General features: G+C 71.9%; 10 protein-coding genes, 1 tRNA gene and 2 rRNA genes (1 of these 13 running past the window's edge). 8 read left to right on the forward strand and 5 right to left on the reverse strand.

What is annotated here, in order from left to right:
* From WME76_RS09040 to WME76_RS09050, 3 genes are all read left to right on the forward strand, one after another.
* Window positions 1-33, forward strand: a 23S ribosomal RNA gene (locus WME76_RS09040) (it extends 2,975 nt beyond the left edge of the window).
* 128 nt (window positions 34-161) lie between these two features.
* A 5S ribosomal RNA gene (rrf, locus tag WME76_RS09045) occupies window positions 162-278 on the forward strand.
* 743 nt (window positions 279-1,021) lie between these two features.
* On the forward strand, window positions 1,022-2,977 hold the full coding sequence (locus WME76_RS09050; RefSeq protein ID WP_437959756.1) for a biosynthetic peptidoglycan transglycosylase: 1,956 nt from the start codon (window positions 1,022-1,024) through the stop codon (window positions 2,975-2,977).
* A gap of 138 nt (window positions 2,978-3,115) precedes the next feature.
* Here the strand turns inward: WME76_RS09050 and tadA are convergent, their stop codons facing one another.
* The 3 genes from tadA to WME76_RS09065 form a co-directional block, all read right to left on the reverse strand.
* Window positions 3,116-3,634 (reverse strand): tRNA adenosine(34) deaminase TadA, encoded by a 519-nt coding sequence (tadA, locus tag WME76_RS09055; RefSeq protein WP_437959757.1) that lies wholly within the window; start codon window positions 3,632-3,634, stop codon window positions 3,116-3,118.
* Window positions 3,635-3,669: 35 nt separating this feature from the next.
* A tRNA-Arg gene (locus WME76_RS09060) sits at window positions 3,670-3,743 on the reverse strand.
* Window positions 3,744-4,573: 830 nt separating this feature from the next.
* The gene (locus WME76_RS09065; RefSeq protein ID WP_437959758.1) at window positions 4,574-5,158 is read right to left on the reverse strand and encodes a hypothetical protein; all 585 of its coding nucleotides are present in this window, start codon (window positions 5,156-5,158) and stop codon (window positions 4,574-4,576) included.
* Between the two features lie 160 nt (window positions 5,159-5,318).
* Here WME76_RS09065 and WME76_RS09070 point away from each other — a divergent pair, with 160 nt between their 5' ends.
* The 5 genes from WME76_RS09070 to WME76_RS09090 all read left to right on the forward strand — a co-directional run bounded on the left by WME76_RS09070 (window position 5,319) and on the right by WME76_RS09090 (window position 13,057).
* A complete protein-coding gene (locus WME76_RS09070) occupies window positions 5,319-6,089 on the forward strand; it encodes a redoxin domain-containing protein (protein ID WP_437959759.1) in 771 nt (256 codons plus the stop codon).
* A 38-nt stretch (window positions 6,090-6,127) separates the two neighbouring features.
* Window positions 6,128-7,531, forward strand: a complete 1,404-nt coding sequence (locus WME76_RS09075; protein WP_437959760.1) for a VWA domain-containing protein — start codon at window positions 6,128-6,130, stop codon at window positions 7,529-7,531.
* A 16-nt stretch (window positions 7,532-7,547) separates the two neighbouring features.
* Window positions 7,548-9,080, forward strand: coding sequence for an acyl-CoA carboxylase subunit beta (locus tag WME76_RS09080; RefSeq protein ID WP_437959761.1), 1,533 nt, complete (start codon window positions 7,548-7,550; stop codon window positions 9,078-9,080).
* A gap of 112 nt (window positions 9,081-9,192) precedes the next feature.
* Entirely contained in the window at window positions 9,193-11,628 is a 2,436-nt protein-coding gene (locus WME76_RS09085) for a S8 family serine peptidase (RefSeq protein WP_437959762.1), read from the forward strand.
* A gap of 172 nt (window positions 11,629-11,800) precedes the next feature.
* Complete coding sequence (locus WME76_RS09090; RefSeq protein ID WP_437959763.1) at window positions 11,801-13,057, forward strand: pyridoxal phosphate-dependent aminotransferase; 1,257 nt, start codon at window positions 11,801-11,803, stop codon at window positions 13,055-13,057.
* On the opposite strand, the gene WME76_RS09095 is transcribed toward WME76_RS09090, so the two are convergent.
* Window positions 13,044-14,741: a L,D-transpeptidase gene (locus WME76_RS09095; RefSeq protein WP_437959764.1), complete on the reverse strand. Its 1,698-nt coding sequence runs from the start codon at window positions 14,739-14,741 to the stop codon at window positions 13,044-13,046. The two genes, WME76_RS09090 and WME76_RS09095, sit on opposite strands and share 14 nt — an antisense overlap.
* 76 nt (window positions 14,742-14,817) lie before the next feature.
* Complete coding sequence (locus WME76_RS09100) at window positions 14,818-14,976, reverse strand: hypothetical protein (RefSeq protein ID WP_437959765.1); 159 nt, start codon at window positions 14,974-14,976, stop codon at window positions 14,818-14,820.
* Window positions 14,977-15,017: the final 41 nt, after the last annotated feature.

A 15,017-nucleotide genomic window follows, 5' to 3' on the forward strand; every position in this document is an offset into this window, starting at 1 on the left:
AACCGGTACTAATAGGTCGTGCGGCTTGACCATACTTCTAAGGCAAACATCGAAGCGTCGCGCCCGGAGTTCGGGTGACGAGCAGCGTGACACAGCTGGCCCAGCGTAGAGCACCGCGAGAAGCGGGCTCCGCGGGTTCCGATTGGACGCACCCACAAGTTTCCGGTGGTGATATCGAGAAGGTCACACCCGATCCCATACCGAACTCGGAAGTTAAGCTTCTTGGAGCCGATGGTACTGCCAGGGCAACCTGGTGGGAGAGTAGGACGCCGCCGGGATTTTCTTTGAACCTGCGCACAGGCATCGCCGTGCGCAGGTTTTTTTTTGTCCTTTCGCAGACGTTCTCTTTCGTGCCCGCCGTGCGAGCTCAGCCGGCGGCGGTCGCGGGCTGCGTGAGGCGCGCTCGGAATGGCAGCCTGCCATCTGGCGCGAACTGTAGTTTTTGTTACGCGTGCCAGTGTCGGTGAATGTTGACGGGCCTGCGGACCGGGGGATGTCACGGGCAGCGGGCTCCGATGGGCTCTCCGGGCCCGGCGCACGCGGCGGAACTCGGAGGTACTGCGCTAGATGGAACGGCGAGTTTCTCCCAGCGGCCAGGCGTTGCTAGCCTAGGGAAACCTTGGGACCCAAGCGCTGGAAAGTCGCCGCAGGCGTCGGTGGTGCCCTCGGCTGCGGGCTCATCGTGGGGTTTGCGCCCTTTGTGCGCTACCGCGCGGAGCAGGCTGCTGATGGATACGGGGCATCGCTCGCGATCGAGCAGGTTCGGCCCACGTGGGGCGGCGTCTCGCTCAAAGGGGTGGACGTTCAGCTGCGGGGCGCTCCGAGCATTTCCATCCGGCTGGAAGAGGTGGACGTCTCCCTCGGCTTCTCGGGGCGTCGCGTGGCAATGCGCGGCGGAACGGTTTCGGCCGTCGGTCCGCGCGACGCGATCCTTCACGAGCTGGAGACGTGGCGCGCTGGGCAGCCCGCGGGTCGTCCCGGCACCGCGTCGACAGGCGGCGGGAGCACCGAACTGGAGGGGTTGAGGCTCGTCTGGAGCGACCGGAGCGACGCGCCCACCGAGAGCCTGTCGGCGGCCGGCGTGCGCCTGTCGCGCGCCGAAGGGCGGACGGCCATCTCCGCCCAGGAAGCGATGCTGTCCCTCGGACGCGCGGCGTTTTCGGTGCGAGAGGGCCGGCTGGTGCTCGTCCGGGAGCAGGCGCGGTACCAGGTGAACGAACTCTCGGCGGCGGCCATCGACGCCGAGGTCGCGCTCCTGGAGATCCAGCCTGAAAAGCAGGCGGCGCCGGAGCACGGCGGCAGCACCCGGCCGGCACAGGTCAAGAGAGCGGCGGAAGACGCGGCCGGGGACGAGGCGGGCCAGAACCGGGGGGCCGCGATCCGAGAAGCCCTCCTGCGAACGGCCCGCGGGGTCGACCTGGCGCTCGGTGACGGGGCCAAGGTGGACGTGGCAGGCGTGACCGCGCGGCTCAAGCGCGACGTCGACATGCTCAACCTGGGGCCCGGAAGCCTCGCGGTGCGGCGGGAGGCAGGTTCTCTCGTGGTGGAGCTGTCGCCTGGAGAGGCGGCGATCGCGGCGGTCGGCGCTGACGCCCAGCAGGCGCTCACGTTCCGGCTCCGCGTGCCGATCAGCGACGCGAAGGAGGTCCCGCAGGAGATCGTCGCGGACGTGCAGGGAGGACCCATCTGGCTGTCGACCCTCGGCGTCCACGAGGGCGACATGGGGCTGTTCGATGTGGCGCGCACCTCGATCGTCAGCCGCGCGCGGGTCGTACTGTCGGCGGACGGCCAGACGCTGGGCATCGACGGTGAGGGGAGGTTGAAGAACCTGTCTCTGCGGAGCACGGCCCTCGCCGACGAGCCCATCGCCGGCCTGGATCTGGCGTGGCGGGCAAAGGCAAACGGCAGGCTTGATGGGTCCAAGATCACCGCAGAGGACGCCGAGGTCGACCTCGGCGCGCTGAGGTTGATCGCGCGGGGCGAGTACGAGCGCGCCGGGGCTTCACATCGGGTCCGCGGCAGCTTCGAGGTTCCCCTCACGGCCTGCCAGTCCATGCTGGACTCGGCGCCCAGAGGGGTCGTGGCGAAGCTCCACGGAATGCGGCTCGCCGGCTCGTTCGGGATCGAAGGGAAGCTCCGCTTCGATACCGGCAGCCTGGACAGGACATTCTCGCTCGACTGGGGCATCTCCAACACCTGCCGCGTGACAGAGATGCCGCCGGAGCTGAGCGTCGACCGCTTCAAGCGCGCGTTCAAGCGCATGGTCCACGGGCCCGGTCGCCAGCGCGTGGAGATCGAGTCCGGGCCGGGGACCGCCGAGTGGGTCCCCTACGAAGACATCTCTCGCTTCATGGAAGTCGCCGTGCTGACCACGGAAGACGGCGGCTTCCATCGACACCACGGGTTCGACGAGGAGGCGATCAAGAACTCGATCCGCGAGAACCTCCGCAAGAGGAGGTTCGTGCGGGGGGCGAGCACGGTCAGCATGCAGCTCGCCAAGAACCTCTACCTCGAGCGGACCAAGAGCGTGGCGCGCAAGCTCCAGGAAACCCTGCTCACGATGTACCTCGAGCAGGAGCTGACCAAGGAGCAGATCATGGAGCTCTACCTGAACGTGGTGGAGTTCGGGCCGCTGGTCTACGGCATCGGCGCTGCCGCGCGGCACTACTTCAACGCGTCGGCCGCGCAGCTCTCGCTCGGACAGGCGCTCTACATCGCGTCGATCCTGCCAAACCCGAGCGTGCAGCACTTCGACGCGAACGGCGAGGTGACGCCTGCGTGGAGCGGGTACCTGCGCAAGCTCATGCAGATCGCGCACAGGCGCCATCGGATCTCCGACGAGGAGCTCGAGAAGGGGCTGCAGGAGACCGTCGTGCGAGGCTCGCCAGCGCCTCACCTGGCGCCGCGGCAGCCCGCCGGGGAAGGCGGCGAGGAGAGGCCGGAAGAGGAGCTGGGCGACGTCTGGACAGCGCCATGACCCGCGCACGCGCGGAACGGGCCCGGTGGCCCTCCAGTCGTGCGGCGATCTGCCGTGCCGGGGTTGCGACGAGGCGCCCTTGGAATTGGCGACGCCCGACGGCCGGCCCTCTGCCTTTGGCCCGCGCGGAGCTGGCGGTCAGCGCTTGAGCGCAGCGGTCCGGAGCTTCGCGAAGAAGGCGCGAAGCAGGGCGGCGCACTCGTCCGCGAGCACGCCCGACGTGACCGCGAAGCGATGGTTGAGCCGAGGGTCACGGCCGATCGTGAAGAGCGTATCCACCGCCCCCGCCTTCGGATCCGGGCAACCATAGACAAGCCGCGCAATCCTGGCATTCACGAGCGCGCCCGCGCACATGGGGCACGGCTCCAGCGTCGCGTAGACCGTCGCTCCCTCGAGCCGCCACCGGCCAAGCTGCCTGGCCGCTGCCCGGAGCGCGTCCACCTCGGCGTGCCCGGTCGGATCCTGATCGATCTCGCGCCGGTTTCGGCCGCGCGCCAGCACGGCCCCGTTCGCATCGACGATCAGCGCCCCGACAGGGACGTCACCGGATGCTGCCGCGGCTTCGGCCTCCGCGATCGCCTCGCGCATCCGCAGCACGTCGACGGCATCCTCCGCCCGTGCGGCGGCGGAGAGGAGCACCTCTGCTCCGTCATCCATTGCAGGTCTCGGGAACTGTCACACGACCGATCAGGCGCGCCCAGGAAGATTCGAACTTCCGACCCCCGGCTTCGTAGGCCGATGCTCTATCCAGCTGAGCTATGGGCGCTCTGGTGAAGGCAAGAAACAAGACGTGGCTACGCCACTGCACTCTCGCGTCGCGCTCCGTTGCGCGAAGTGAGTGCCGGCGTTTATACGCCCCCGAGCGTGCTGTCAAAGGAAAAGTGATGGGCCTGAGCGGGCCCGCTCCGACGTGCGGCTTTCGGGGACGAACGCGGCTCCGTTCTCGCTGCTCCGCGGTCGGGCACCTCGCCTCCGGGGACGTGAGGTCCGGGGGCACCATGATGAGCTTGTCTTCCGAGAGCTTGCCCGCTGACGCGACCCGGAGAGGCCGAGCGAGCGAACTGCTCATTGCGCCGATCCGCTGCCCATCGAGCCGACTGCCGGGGCAGCGCCACAAAAACATGGCGCGCGGCGATTCCATCGGGGAATGGCCGCGCGCTTTCGAACGCTCTCGAACGGCAAGGCGAAGCTCGAATGACGCGAGAAGCGGAGCGCAGGCCAAGCTGAAGGAACGGAAGCAATCGTAAGCCAAGCAGCAGCCGAGCTATCGACGAGGCGAGATAAGCGCCAGCGAACGACCAAGCACAAGCCAACGAGGCCCTCACGAGGTGAGGAAGACCGCGAGACGCTGCAGCCCACAGCGAAGAGCGCGGTCAATTCCGCCTTGAGCAGCCTCTGTGCCACTTCGGCGCGTCGTCCGCGGCGCGCTTCCATCGCGCGACCTCCGGCGGAATCATCACGTTTCGCAACGGTTTCTCCGGGGGGTACGGGCTCCCGAGCGGCCCAAGCTCGGGCAACGATGTCGCGCCGGAATCCGTGCTTCGCAATGTTTGCAGACTGGGGCCGGTGACGGCCGGTGATCGATAACGCGTTGCGCTAGCGCGGGCCGCCAAAGAGATGATCGTGCGGCGCGTCAGCGTGGCAACGCTTGCAGAGCGCCAGGGCGCCGCGGTGCGTGGACGTGCCTCGAGGCGTCAGGATGACGTACTCCCAGTCGCCGCCGTCGGGGTCGTAGCCGGCTGGCCGCTTCACCATGGCCAGGAGCGTCACGGGCTCTGTCGAGTCCGCCGGGTAATGAAGCTCGACCACAGCGGCGCCGGGCGGGAGGACGCGAGCCGGGCCGAGCACCGGGTAGGGGGCGGCGGCCGCGTTGATCCGCACCTCCCCTTCCAGCTCGCCAGTGAAGTGCTGGGAGCGAGTTCGCCCGGTGGCGGACTTGAAGCTCGCGAGTTGCGGGGCGAGCTCCCAGGCGGCGGGCTCCGGGGCGGAGGATGCAGCGGGCGCTGCAGCCGGCGCACGCGGCTCGGCGATGGGGCTGGAGCCGCCCTCGATCCACGCCGTCGTCTCCGCGTCCGCGGCGTGCCCTCGCGGGCGAGGCGGCGGCGCACAGCCGAGCGGCAAGGGGGCCCACCCCGAGGGGGAGCGCGCCTCGGTCGCGACCACGGCCGACGCCAGGGACACGGCAGCGAGCGCGCAGCACGCAGAGAGCCAGGGTCGGGACCGGGACCGCACCGGTCGAGATGCTACACTGCCCGGGATGCACCTGGCCTCTTCCAGGCGAGGTCGCGCGTGGCGCGCCCTCTTCGCTGCAACGCTGGTCGCGCTGTCAGGCGCCGCGCTGATGGGAGGAGCCTCGCATGCGGCGGCCGAGGAAGCGTCTCGCCGCGCCTGGCTGGGCGTGGAGCTGGAGCCCGGTCCGGCGGGAGGGGTGGTCGCGAAGCACGTGATCACCAGCTCGCCGGCGGCCAAGGCGGGCATCGTGGACGGGGACCATGTCGTCGCGGCGGATGGCGTCCCGCTCGAGGACCCGAAGCAGCTCGTCGCGCGGGTCGCCCTCGCGGGACCGGGCAACGTGGTGAACCTCCGGATCCGGCGCGGCGGCCGAGAGCGGGAGGTCGCGCCGACGCTCGTGCCGTTCCCCGGGCACGATCAGATCCTGCGCCTCGACAAGCTCGGCACCTTCGCGCCGGCGTGGAAGTCGCTCGCCACCGTCGCGGGGACCGTCCCGGCCAACGTCGGGGCCCTGCGTGGAAACGTGGTGCTGCTCGATTTCTGGGCCACCTGGTGCGCGCCGTGCCGCTTGATGGCCCCGCAGCTCTCGAAGTGGCACGCGACGTACGCCGCGCAGGGGCTGCGGGTCGTCGGCGTGACGAGCGACAACGTCGGCGTCGCGACGAAGACCGCGCAGGCCCTCGCGATGCGCTACGCGGTCGCGTCGGACGCCTCGGAGTCGACCTCGGCGGCGTACGGCGTCAAGGCGCTCCCCACGATGTTCGTGATCGACAAGAAGGGCGTCATTCGCGAGGTGCTGGTCGGGTACGACCCGTCGCGGCACGCCGAGGTCGAGAAGCTCCTTCAGGCGCTGCTCGCCGAGCCCGCTCCGTCGCTGTGACGGCTGCGGGGCTCCGCCCGCCCGCCGGGTAGCCCGCCATGCTGCTCTCCATCGACGAGTTCCTGTGGGCGCTGCGGCGCGACGGCTTCGCGGTGTCGACGGCGCAGGCGATCGACGTCGCGCGCGCGTGCGAGCTGGTCGGGTTCGGCAGCCGGGCGGCGCTGCGGGACGCCATCGGCGCGGTGGTCGTCGATCGCGCGGCCGACCTCCGCCGGTATAACGCCTCCTTCGACCGCTTCTTCTCGCCCGAGGGCGCGCACGTCGGGGACCTCTGGGCGCGCCTGCGGGAGCGCGGGTTCTCGGAGGGAGAGCTCTCGGCCCTCCGCGATCTGCTGAACGCCGCGGCGGAGCGCAGCGGCGTCTCCGGCGACGCGATCGGCTTCCAGGCGCTCGCCGGGACCGCGGGGGAGCTCGACCGCGCGCTCCAGTCGGCCGGGATCGCGCGCGTGCTCGCGCCGATGACGAGCTCGCTCCAGGTCGGGTTCTTCGCGCAGCGGGTGATGGACCAGCTCGGGGTGCCGGCCGTCGCGAGCGCGCTGCGGCGGATCCGGAGCGCGCTCGAGGAGGCGCTCGGCGAAGAGCGGGGAAGGGCGCTCGCAGAGGCGCTCGGCGCGGAGATGGAGCGGATGCGGCACCGCGTGCGCGAGCACGTGACGCTGGCGCTGCGGCGCTTCGAGGGCGACGAGCGCGCGACCCTGGGCCGCATGGATGTGCCGTTCGCCTCGCTCGGCGAAGGCGAGATGGAGGAGGTGCGCCGCGCCGTTCGTGCGCTGTCCGAGCGGCTCCGCGGCGCCGAGCGGGTCAGGCGGCGCCGCGCGCGGCGGGGCAGGATCGATCCTCACCGGACCCTGCGGCGCAGCCTCCAGACGGGCGGGGTGCCGTTCCACCCGGCGCGGCGGGCGCGCCGGCGCGACAAGCCGCGCCTCATGGTCCTGTGCGACGTGTCGGACTCGGTCCGCGTCGCCGCGCGGTTCATGCTCGAGTTCGTCTGCGCGGCGCAGGAGCTCTTCGACCGGACACGGTCGTTCGTCTTCGTGAGCGAGCTCGCGGAGACGACCCAGCTCTTCGCGGCGCTGCCGACGAGCTCGGCGCTCGAGCGGATCCAGCGCGGTGAGGTGGTGAGCCGCGCGCACAACTCGAACTACGGGCGCGTCCTCAGCGCCTTCGAGGAGCGCCACGGACGTGAGGTCGACAGGCGGGTGACGCTCGTGATCCTGGGCGACGGCCGCACGAACTACTTCGCGGACCAGGCGGAGGTCGTCAGGAGGCTCCGCGACAGGGCGCGGGCGCTGCTCTGGATCTGCCCCGAGGGGCCCGGCGCCTGGGGGACGGGGGACAGCGCGATGCTGCGCTACGCCGCGGCGTCGACCAAGGTGCTGGTGGCCCGGACCGCGCGGGAGCTCGAAACGGCGGCGCGGGAGGTGGTCGCCCGGCGCGCTTAGGGCTATGGGTCGCGCCATGTCGCTCGATCAGAAGCTGAGGGAGCTCACGGCGCGCATCGAGAAAGGGGGCGCGCAGAAGTACCACGACAAGAACGCGGAGCAGGGCAAGCTGTTCGCGCGGCAGCGCGTCGCGCTGCTCCTCGACGAAGGGAGCTTCATCGAGGACGCGGCGCTCGCCAACGCGATGGATCCCGAGCTGCCGGCCGATGGCGTCATCACGGGCACCGGGACGATGGGCGGGCGCCCCGTGTGCGTGATGGCGAACGACTCGACCGTGAAGGCCGGCTCGTGGGGGCGCCGCACCGTCGAGAAGATCCTGCGCGTGCAGGAGACCGCGCGGCGCCTCAGGTGCCCGCTGCTCTACCTCGTCGACTCGGCGGGCGCGCGGATCACCGACCAGATCGAGATGTTCCCGGGGCGGCGCGGCGCGGGCCGGATCTTCTACAACCAGGTCGAGCTGAGCGGCCTGGTGCCGCAGATCTGCCTGCTGTTCGGCCCGTCGGCCGCGGGCGGCGCGTACATCCCGGCGTTCTGCGACGTCGTGTGCATGGTCGAGAGCAACGCGAGCATGTACCTGGGCTCGCCGCGCATGGCGGAGATGGTGATCGGCGAGAAGGTCACGCTCGAGGAGCTCGGCGGCGCGCGCATGCACTGCTCGGTCTCGGGGTGCGGGGACGTGCTCGTGAAGACCGAGGAGGAGGCGATCGCGTTCGCGAAGCGCTACCTCGCGCTCATGCCCCAGAGCTCCGCGGAGGCGCCGCCCCGCGCCGAGCCGCGGCCGGAGAAGGCGGGGCAGCGGCCGCTCGAGGACGTCATCCCCGCCGACGAGAACAAGCCGTTCGACATCATGGCCGTCATCGACGCCATCATCGACGAGGGCAGCTTCGTCGAGATCAAGAAGCTCTACGCGAGGGAGATCATCACGGGGCTCGCGCGGATCGAGGGACGCGCGGTCGGGATCGTCGCGAACCAGCCGAAATACAAGGGCGGCGTGCTGTTCGTGGACTCGGCCGACAAGGCAGCGCGGTTCATCTGGCTCTGCGACGCCTTCAACATCCCGCTCCTGTACCTCGCGGACGTGCCCGGCTTCATGATCGGGACCGTCGTGGAGCGGCAGGGGATCATCCGGGCCGGCGCGAAGATGATCGCCGCGGTGAGCGAGGCGAGCGTGCCGAAGCTGTCCGTCATCGTGCGCAAGGCGTACGGCGCCGGCCTCTACGCGATGTGCGGGCCGGCGTTCGCGCCGGACGAGTGCATCGCCCTGCCGTCGGCGTCCATCGCCGTCATGGGGCCGAGCGCCGCGGTGAACGCCGTTTACTACAACAAGATCCAGGCGATCCCGGCGGGGCCAGAGCGCGAGGCGCTCGTCCAGAAGCTGCGCGACGAGTACCGGGCCGACGTCGACCTGGAGAAGCTCGCGAGCGAGCTCGTGATCGACGCGGTCATCCCGACGGCGAACCTCCGCCGCGAGGTGGCGCGCCGCTTCGAGCGGTACGCCGGCAAGGTCGAGGAACGGCCGCGCAAGAAGCACCTCGTGCCGCCTGTGTGAGCGGCGCGCGACGCGCTGGCGGGCGGCGTTGCGGGCGCGGCAAGCGCGAGGGCAGCGAGGACGGGCGGCGAGGGCGGCGCGGCCGCGCGTGAAGGTGATGTAGACTCGCCCCGTGCTTGCCCGCAGATTTCCGCTCTCCCTCGCGCTGCTCGGCCTCGCTCTCGCGGCGGGTGAAGCGCGCGCCGACGCCCCGGCCCCGGCGATGGCACGGCTGCTCCGACCGCGCGCGGGGCGGCATCCGCTCGCCGATCCGCGCGGGCGCATCCCCGTGCTGGTGCCGCTCCCTGCGGGCGCCGACGCGCGGTCGCTCGGGCTGCTCCCGGTCGCGCCGGGCTTCGGGGCGGTCCGGCTCGCGCCCGGCGACGTCGACGCCTTCTCCGCCGCGCATCCGGGGCTCGCGTTGCTCACGGGGCCGCCGCGGCGACCGCTCCTGGATCGGTCCAAGGTGTGGATCCGGGTCGAGCAGTACCGGCGGGCCACCGGCGCCGATGGCAAGGGGGTGGTCGTCGGCGTCGTCGATACCGGTATCGACGTGACCCACCCGGATTTCCGGGACGAGAACGGCAAGACGCGGATCCGATGGATGCTGCAGGCCGGAAGCCCGAGAGGGCTGCACCCGTCGCTCGAGCAGACCTACGGGTGCGATGACCCGGCCCAGTCGTCGTGCGCGATCTTCTCCGACGCGGACATCGACGCCATACTCGCGAAAGGCGAGCCGGGACTCCCCCGCGACATCACGGGGCACGGTACGCACGTCGCCTCCATCGCCGCGGGCAACGGGGGGCCGATGGTGTCGGAGCGGCCGCGGTACGTCGGGGTAGCGCCCGCGGCCACGCTGATCGTCGCGGCGCCGTCGAGGCCCGGCGAGGGCTTCGACGATCCGGACATCCTCAAGGCGGTGCAGTTCATCTTCGACCGCGCCGATGAGCTGAACGTGCCGGCGGTCGTCAACCTGAGCGTGGGGAGCGACTTCGGGCCCCACGACGGGACGAGCCCGCTCGAGGCCGGGCTCGCCGCGATGGTCGGCAGCGCGCACCCCGGACGGGCGATCGTTGTCGCGGCCGGCAACAGCGGCGCGCTGTACGAGGTCGACGGCGCAGGACCGATGGGGATCCACACGGAGGCGCACGTCTCGCCGCACGCGGAGACGCGGGTGCCCATCCGCACGCCGAGCGCGTCGAGCGGGCAAGGATACGTGTGGATCACCTTCCGGCCTGGAGACGAGGTGTCGGTCGGCCTCGAGGGACCCGGCGGCGAGGCGTGGATCGGCCTGGTCGATCCCGGGCATGACGCGGGCTACACGGGCGACGACGACGAGACGACCGGCGCCGTGATCAACCGGCTCGCGAACGGGAAGTCGCCCATCACCGCGGACACGAACAGCGCGGTCGTGGCGTTCAGCGGGGCGTGGAAGGCAGGCGAGTTCGCCATCCGTCTGAAGGGCCGCGGGGACGCGCAGCTCTGGGTGACGGGGCTCGGCGACGTCTCGCCGTCGCACGACCTCGGGCTCCAGTTCACGCGCGGCATCAAGCAAGGCACGATCAACGTGCCCGCGAGCCACCCTGGCCTGCTCGCCGTGGGGTGCACCATCAACCGCGTCCGCTGGAAGCCGCAGGGGAGCAGCGACAGCGTGCTCCTCATGAGCCTCGACGGCGAGGCGATCCACGAGGACAGCGCCTGCTATTTCAGCGCGGCCGGCCCCACGCCGTTCGGCGTGGCCAAGCCCGAGATCAGCGCGCCCGGCGGCCTCGTCGCGGCGGCCATGGCGAGCGGGGTGAACCCGCGCGACGGGCACGGAGGGCTGTTCGACATGCCCGGGTGCCCCGACGACGTGCCCTGCTTCGTCGTCGACGATTTCCACGCAATCGCCTCGGGCTCCTCGATGTCCGCGCCGCAGGTCGCGGGCGCGATCGCGCTCCTCTTCCAGATCGACCCGAACCTGAGCCAGGCCGAGGTCACCGAGGTGCTCCAGGCGGGCGCGCGGTACCCGAAGGGCGACGTGCCGCTCGACGCGCAGCTCGGTCCTGGCGTGCTCGATCTCGAGGGCGCGCGCCTCGCGTTGCAGGAGGCCGGGGCGAGGGGAAACGAGCCGGCGTTCGACCGGAGCTGGTACGTGCTGTCGAGCGCCTACGCCAGACCCGACCCGTCATGGCCGGTTTGGGGGACGATCGAGATGCGGCGCCCTGACGGCTCGCCGCTGGGGGGCGGCGAGGAGCAGCTCACGGTCGCGCTCAGCGGCGGGGTGATGCACACGCCGCTGCGGCAGGTGCGCCGCGGGCTGTGGCAGTTCGCGGTCGCCGCGCCCCGCGGCTCCGGCGGATCCACGCTGACGGTCGACGTGCTCTACGACGGCGTCTCGCTCGGCGCGCGCGAGCTCCCGATCGGGAGCGACGTGTGGATGGCGAACGGGGAGCTCGGGGCGGCGAGCGGCGCGTGCTCCTGCGCAGCGGCCGGCTCGGATCGCGGGCTCCCGTCGAGCCGCGTGGCGTGCGGCCTCGCGGGCGCCCTCGCCATGGCCGCCGCCGCGCGCCGGCGCCGCCGCGGCTGAGCTCGATCGCGCGGAGCGCCGCTGCGGCCGAGGCACGCCGGTGCCCGGCGCTCGAGGTCGTCGTCGCGGCTTCACGGCCGGCTGCCCTGCGGCGCCGTCCGTGTCACCGTGGCCGGGCGGCGGGGCGGGGTAGACCACGACGGCGATGGATCAGGACGCGATGGAGAAACGGGTGAGCTCAGATCGACCTCCCACGGCAGAGACGGACGCGGGGCGCGCGAGCGCGCCGAGGTCGCTCCGGTTCGCGGCGCGCACCGGCTGGGATCTCTCGGAGAACCGGCTCGCGTCCGTGCTCGCCGAGGCCCGCCGGGCAGGGCGCGCCCTCGTCGACTTCACCGAGTCGAACCCGACGCGCTGCGGGATCATCGAGACGGCTCCCCTCATCGCGCGGCTGGGCGAGCCGCGCGGCGCGAGGTACGCGCCGCTGCCGCTCGGCGATCCCGCCGCGCGCGCCGCGGTGTCGCGCTACTACAAGGAGCGAGGCCTCGACGTTGAGCCGGCCAGCGTCGTGCTGACCGCCAGCACCAGCGAGGCGTACGGCTGGCTGCTCAAGCTGCTCGCGGAGCGCGGCGACGATGTGCTCGTTCCGGTGCCGTCCTACCCGCTGCTCGAGTACCTCGCCTGCCTCGAGGACGTCGCCCTCACGCCGTACCCGCTCGTCAGGGAAGAAGGGTGGCGCATCGATGTCGGCGCGCTGGAGCGCGCCGCCGGCGAACGGACGCGCGCGGTGGTGCTCGTCCACCCGAACAACCCCACCGGCTCGTTCGTGCGCCGCGACGACGCCGCGGCGCTCGAGGCGATCGCCAGCGAGCGCGGCCTCGCGCTGATCGTCGACGAGGTCTTCGGCGACTACGCGCACGGAGAGCTCGCCCCGGACCGCCTGCCGAGCTTCGCAGGCCGGCGGCAGGCGCTGACGTTCGTCCTGAGCGGGCTGTCCAAGGTGATGGCGCTGCCGCAGGTCAAGCTCGGCTGGATCGCGGTCTCGGGGCCGCCGGAGCTCGCCGCGGCGGCGGTGGAGCGGATCGAGATGATCGCCGACACCTACCTGTCGGTCGGCACGCCGGTGCAGCTCGCGCTGCCGGAGATCCTCGCCGCGCGCGCGCCCGTGCAGCGCGCGATCGGGTCGCGCGTCCAGGCGAACCTCGCGGCGCTCGACGCCGCGATCGCAGCCCGCGCCGGGGGCGCGGTCCGGCGGCTCCCGATCGACGGCGGCTGGTACGCGACGCTGGAGGTCCCGCGCGTCCACGACGAGGACGGCTGGGTCGAGCTGCTCGTGCGCGACGAGGGGATCATCGTCCACCCCGGCTACTTCTTCGACATGCCGCGCGACGGCTTCCTCGTGGCCAGCCTGCTGCTCGATCCGGCCGCGTTCGCGGAGGCCGCGCTGCGGCTCGTGGACCGGATCGCGCGCGCGATCAGCGGTGGATGAGGACCACCGTGGAGCGGCCGGCGTCGCGGGAGGCCCGCAGGCCATGCCAGCCGTCGGGCACCGGCGGGTCGGTCCAGGCGAACATCTGCTTCGCGTCGATCGGGGAGAGGTTCACGCAGCCGCCGCTCTTCAGCTCGCCCCAGGCGTCGTGCCAGTACGCGCCGTGCAGCGCGTGGGGGCCGTGGAAGTTCTGCACGAACTGCACCTCGGAGTGGACGATGCTGTCGTTCGAGCTCGACACCATCGTCGCCGTCACGAACTTTCCGTCGATGCGGAAGCGCCCCGTCGGCGTCGCCGCGGTCTCGATGGCAGGGATGCCCTTCCTCGGGACGCCGCCGCGGCCCGGCGAGATGAGCGTCGCGAAGACCGGGGTGAGCTCCTCGTAGGCGACGAACCAGCCGCCGAGCACGCTCACCTCGATCCACTTGCGCGGCGGCGTGGAAGGAGCGTTCTCGCCCTCGAGCGGCGAGCGCTTCGCCGCCTCGATCACCACGGCGTCGTCCTCGAGCACGTAGATGCCGGGCTCCTGCGTCTCCAGGTACCGCTCGCCGTCCTCGACCTCGGCGCGACCGGTGAGCCCGACCGAGGCGAGGCGCGCGAAGGACACGCCGGTCGGCTCGAAGCGGCCGCCGGCGCCCCGCTGGTACTTCGGTCGATCGATCTTGCGGAAGAACGCGAGCGGGAGCGAGCGGCCGTCCTTCAGCCATACGCCCTGGAAGCCCGAGCGCGGGTAGGGCTTCAGCCGATCCTTCGGCATGTACGCCTGATCCGAGGTCACCACCCAGGTCCGATCCTGCGCGTCGAACACCTGGGTGAACGCCACCGTCGAGCCGTTCACGATCCGGTCGCGCCCCTCGCGCACGAGGTCGCCGAACGGAAAGAGCGCGGGGGCCGCGACGCCCGCCGGCTTCAGATCGACCCCCACGAGGGCCTCGTCGATCTCCCGGATGGCGTCATCGCTCGAGCCGTCGGCCGCGCGCACCTTCGCGATGTTCCCGAGGTGCTCCGCGAGATCCCACTCGGCGCGCCGCTGCTCCTTCGCGCCCGGGAGGGCGCGGTAGCGTGGGGCGCCGGTCGACTCGGCGTAGTCGTACGGCCACGGGGAGTCGGTCCGCGGCGCGTGCGGCCGCAGCGCGGCCACGACCGGGTCGTTCGGATCGATCGTCGCGGAGGCGCCCGCGCAGACGTAGCCCCGCGGCTCGACGGCGTACCACGCGTCGCAACCCTCGCCCGGCGTCCGCGCGGCCTCGACGCTGCCGCCGCGCAGCGCGACGGAGCCGCCGAGCCCCAGGTAGCCGCTCCAGCCCCGCGTCGGGTACGGGCCGGGGTTGATCCAGGCGAACCGCGCCTTCGAGTAGATGCGCGCGCCCTCCTTCGCGACCGCAGACGGCGCCGCCTCGGCCTCCGCGGGCGCCGCCTCGGCCTCCGCGGGCGCCCTGTCGACGTGCGCGGCGGACTCGACCGCCTCGGCGCGGGGAGCGTCCGCTTCGGATGGCGCGCGTGGCGCCTCTGCTTCCGAGGACGCGCGCGGAGCGCTCGACGCGGCCGGCTGCTGGGGGGCGTCCGCCGCGAGCGGCTGCGGCGAGCCGGCGGCGGGGCTCTCTTCGGAGCAAGCGGCGGCGCCCCCCGACACGATCGCGCACGCGAGGGTCGCGAGGAGCAAGGAGGACGGCGAGCTACCCATGCAAGCAGGGGAGACTACTTGCCAGGACCCGCCGCGGACAAGCGAACGGCGCAGGGGCGGACGCCCCGCTCGCGCTCTACAGCCTGCCGAGCACGGCCACCACGAGCAGGATGACCCCGACGAGCGCCGCGGCGATCATCATGAGCCTCGTCAGCCGCGGCTTCAGCCACCTCCACAGGACGAGGCGAGCCACCTTCCACAAGAGCACCAGGATCTGCCGGAGTACCTTGCCCACGCCGAGAGCGTAGCGCAGTCCCGCGACGTGCGCCCCCGGCT

The organism is Sorangium sp. So ce119 (assembly GCF_051524405.1).
Lineage (GTDB): Bacteria > Myxococcota_A > Polyangia > Polyangiales > Polyangiaceae > Sorangium > Sorangium cellulosum_G.

Coding starts and splice junctions, on each gene's coding strand:
- tadA (WP_437959757.1), bottom strand. CDS start 3,634: ATGGATGACGGAGCAGAGGTGCTCCTCTCCGCCGCCGCACGGGCGGAG.
- WME76_RS09095 (WP_437959764.1), bottom strand. CDS start 14,741: ATGGGTAGCTCGCCGTCCTCCTTGCTCCTCGCGACCCTCGCGTGCGCG.
- WME76_RS09075 (WP_437959760.1), top strand. CDS start 6,128: ATGCTGCTCTCCATCGACGAGTTCCTGTGGGCGCTGCGGCGCGACGGC.
- WME76_RS09080 (WP_437959761.1), top strand. CDS start 7,548: ATGTCGCTCGATCAGAAGCTGAGGGAGCTCACGGCGCGCATCGAGAAA.
- WME76_RS09070 (WP_437959759.1), top strand. CDS start 5,319: ATGGGAGGAGCCTCGCATGCGGCGGCCGAGGAAGCGTCTCGCCGCGCC.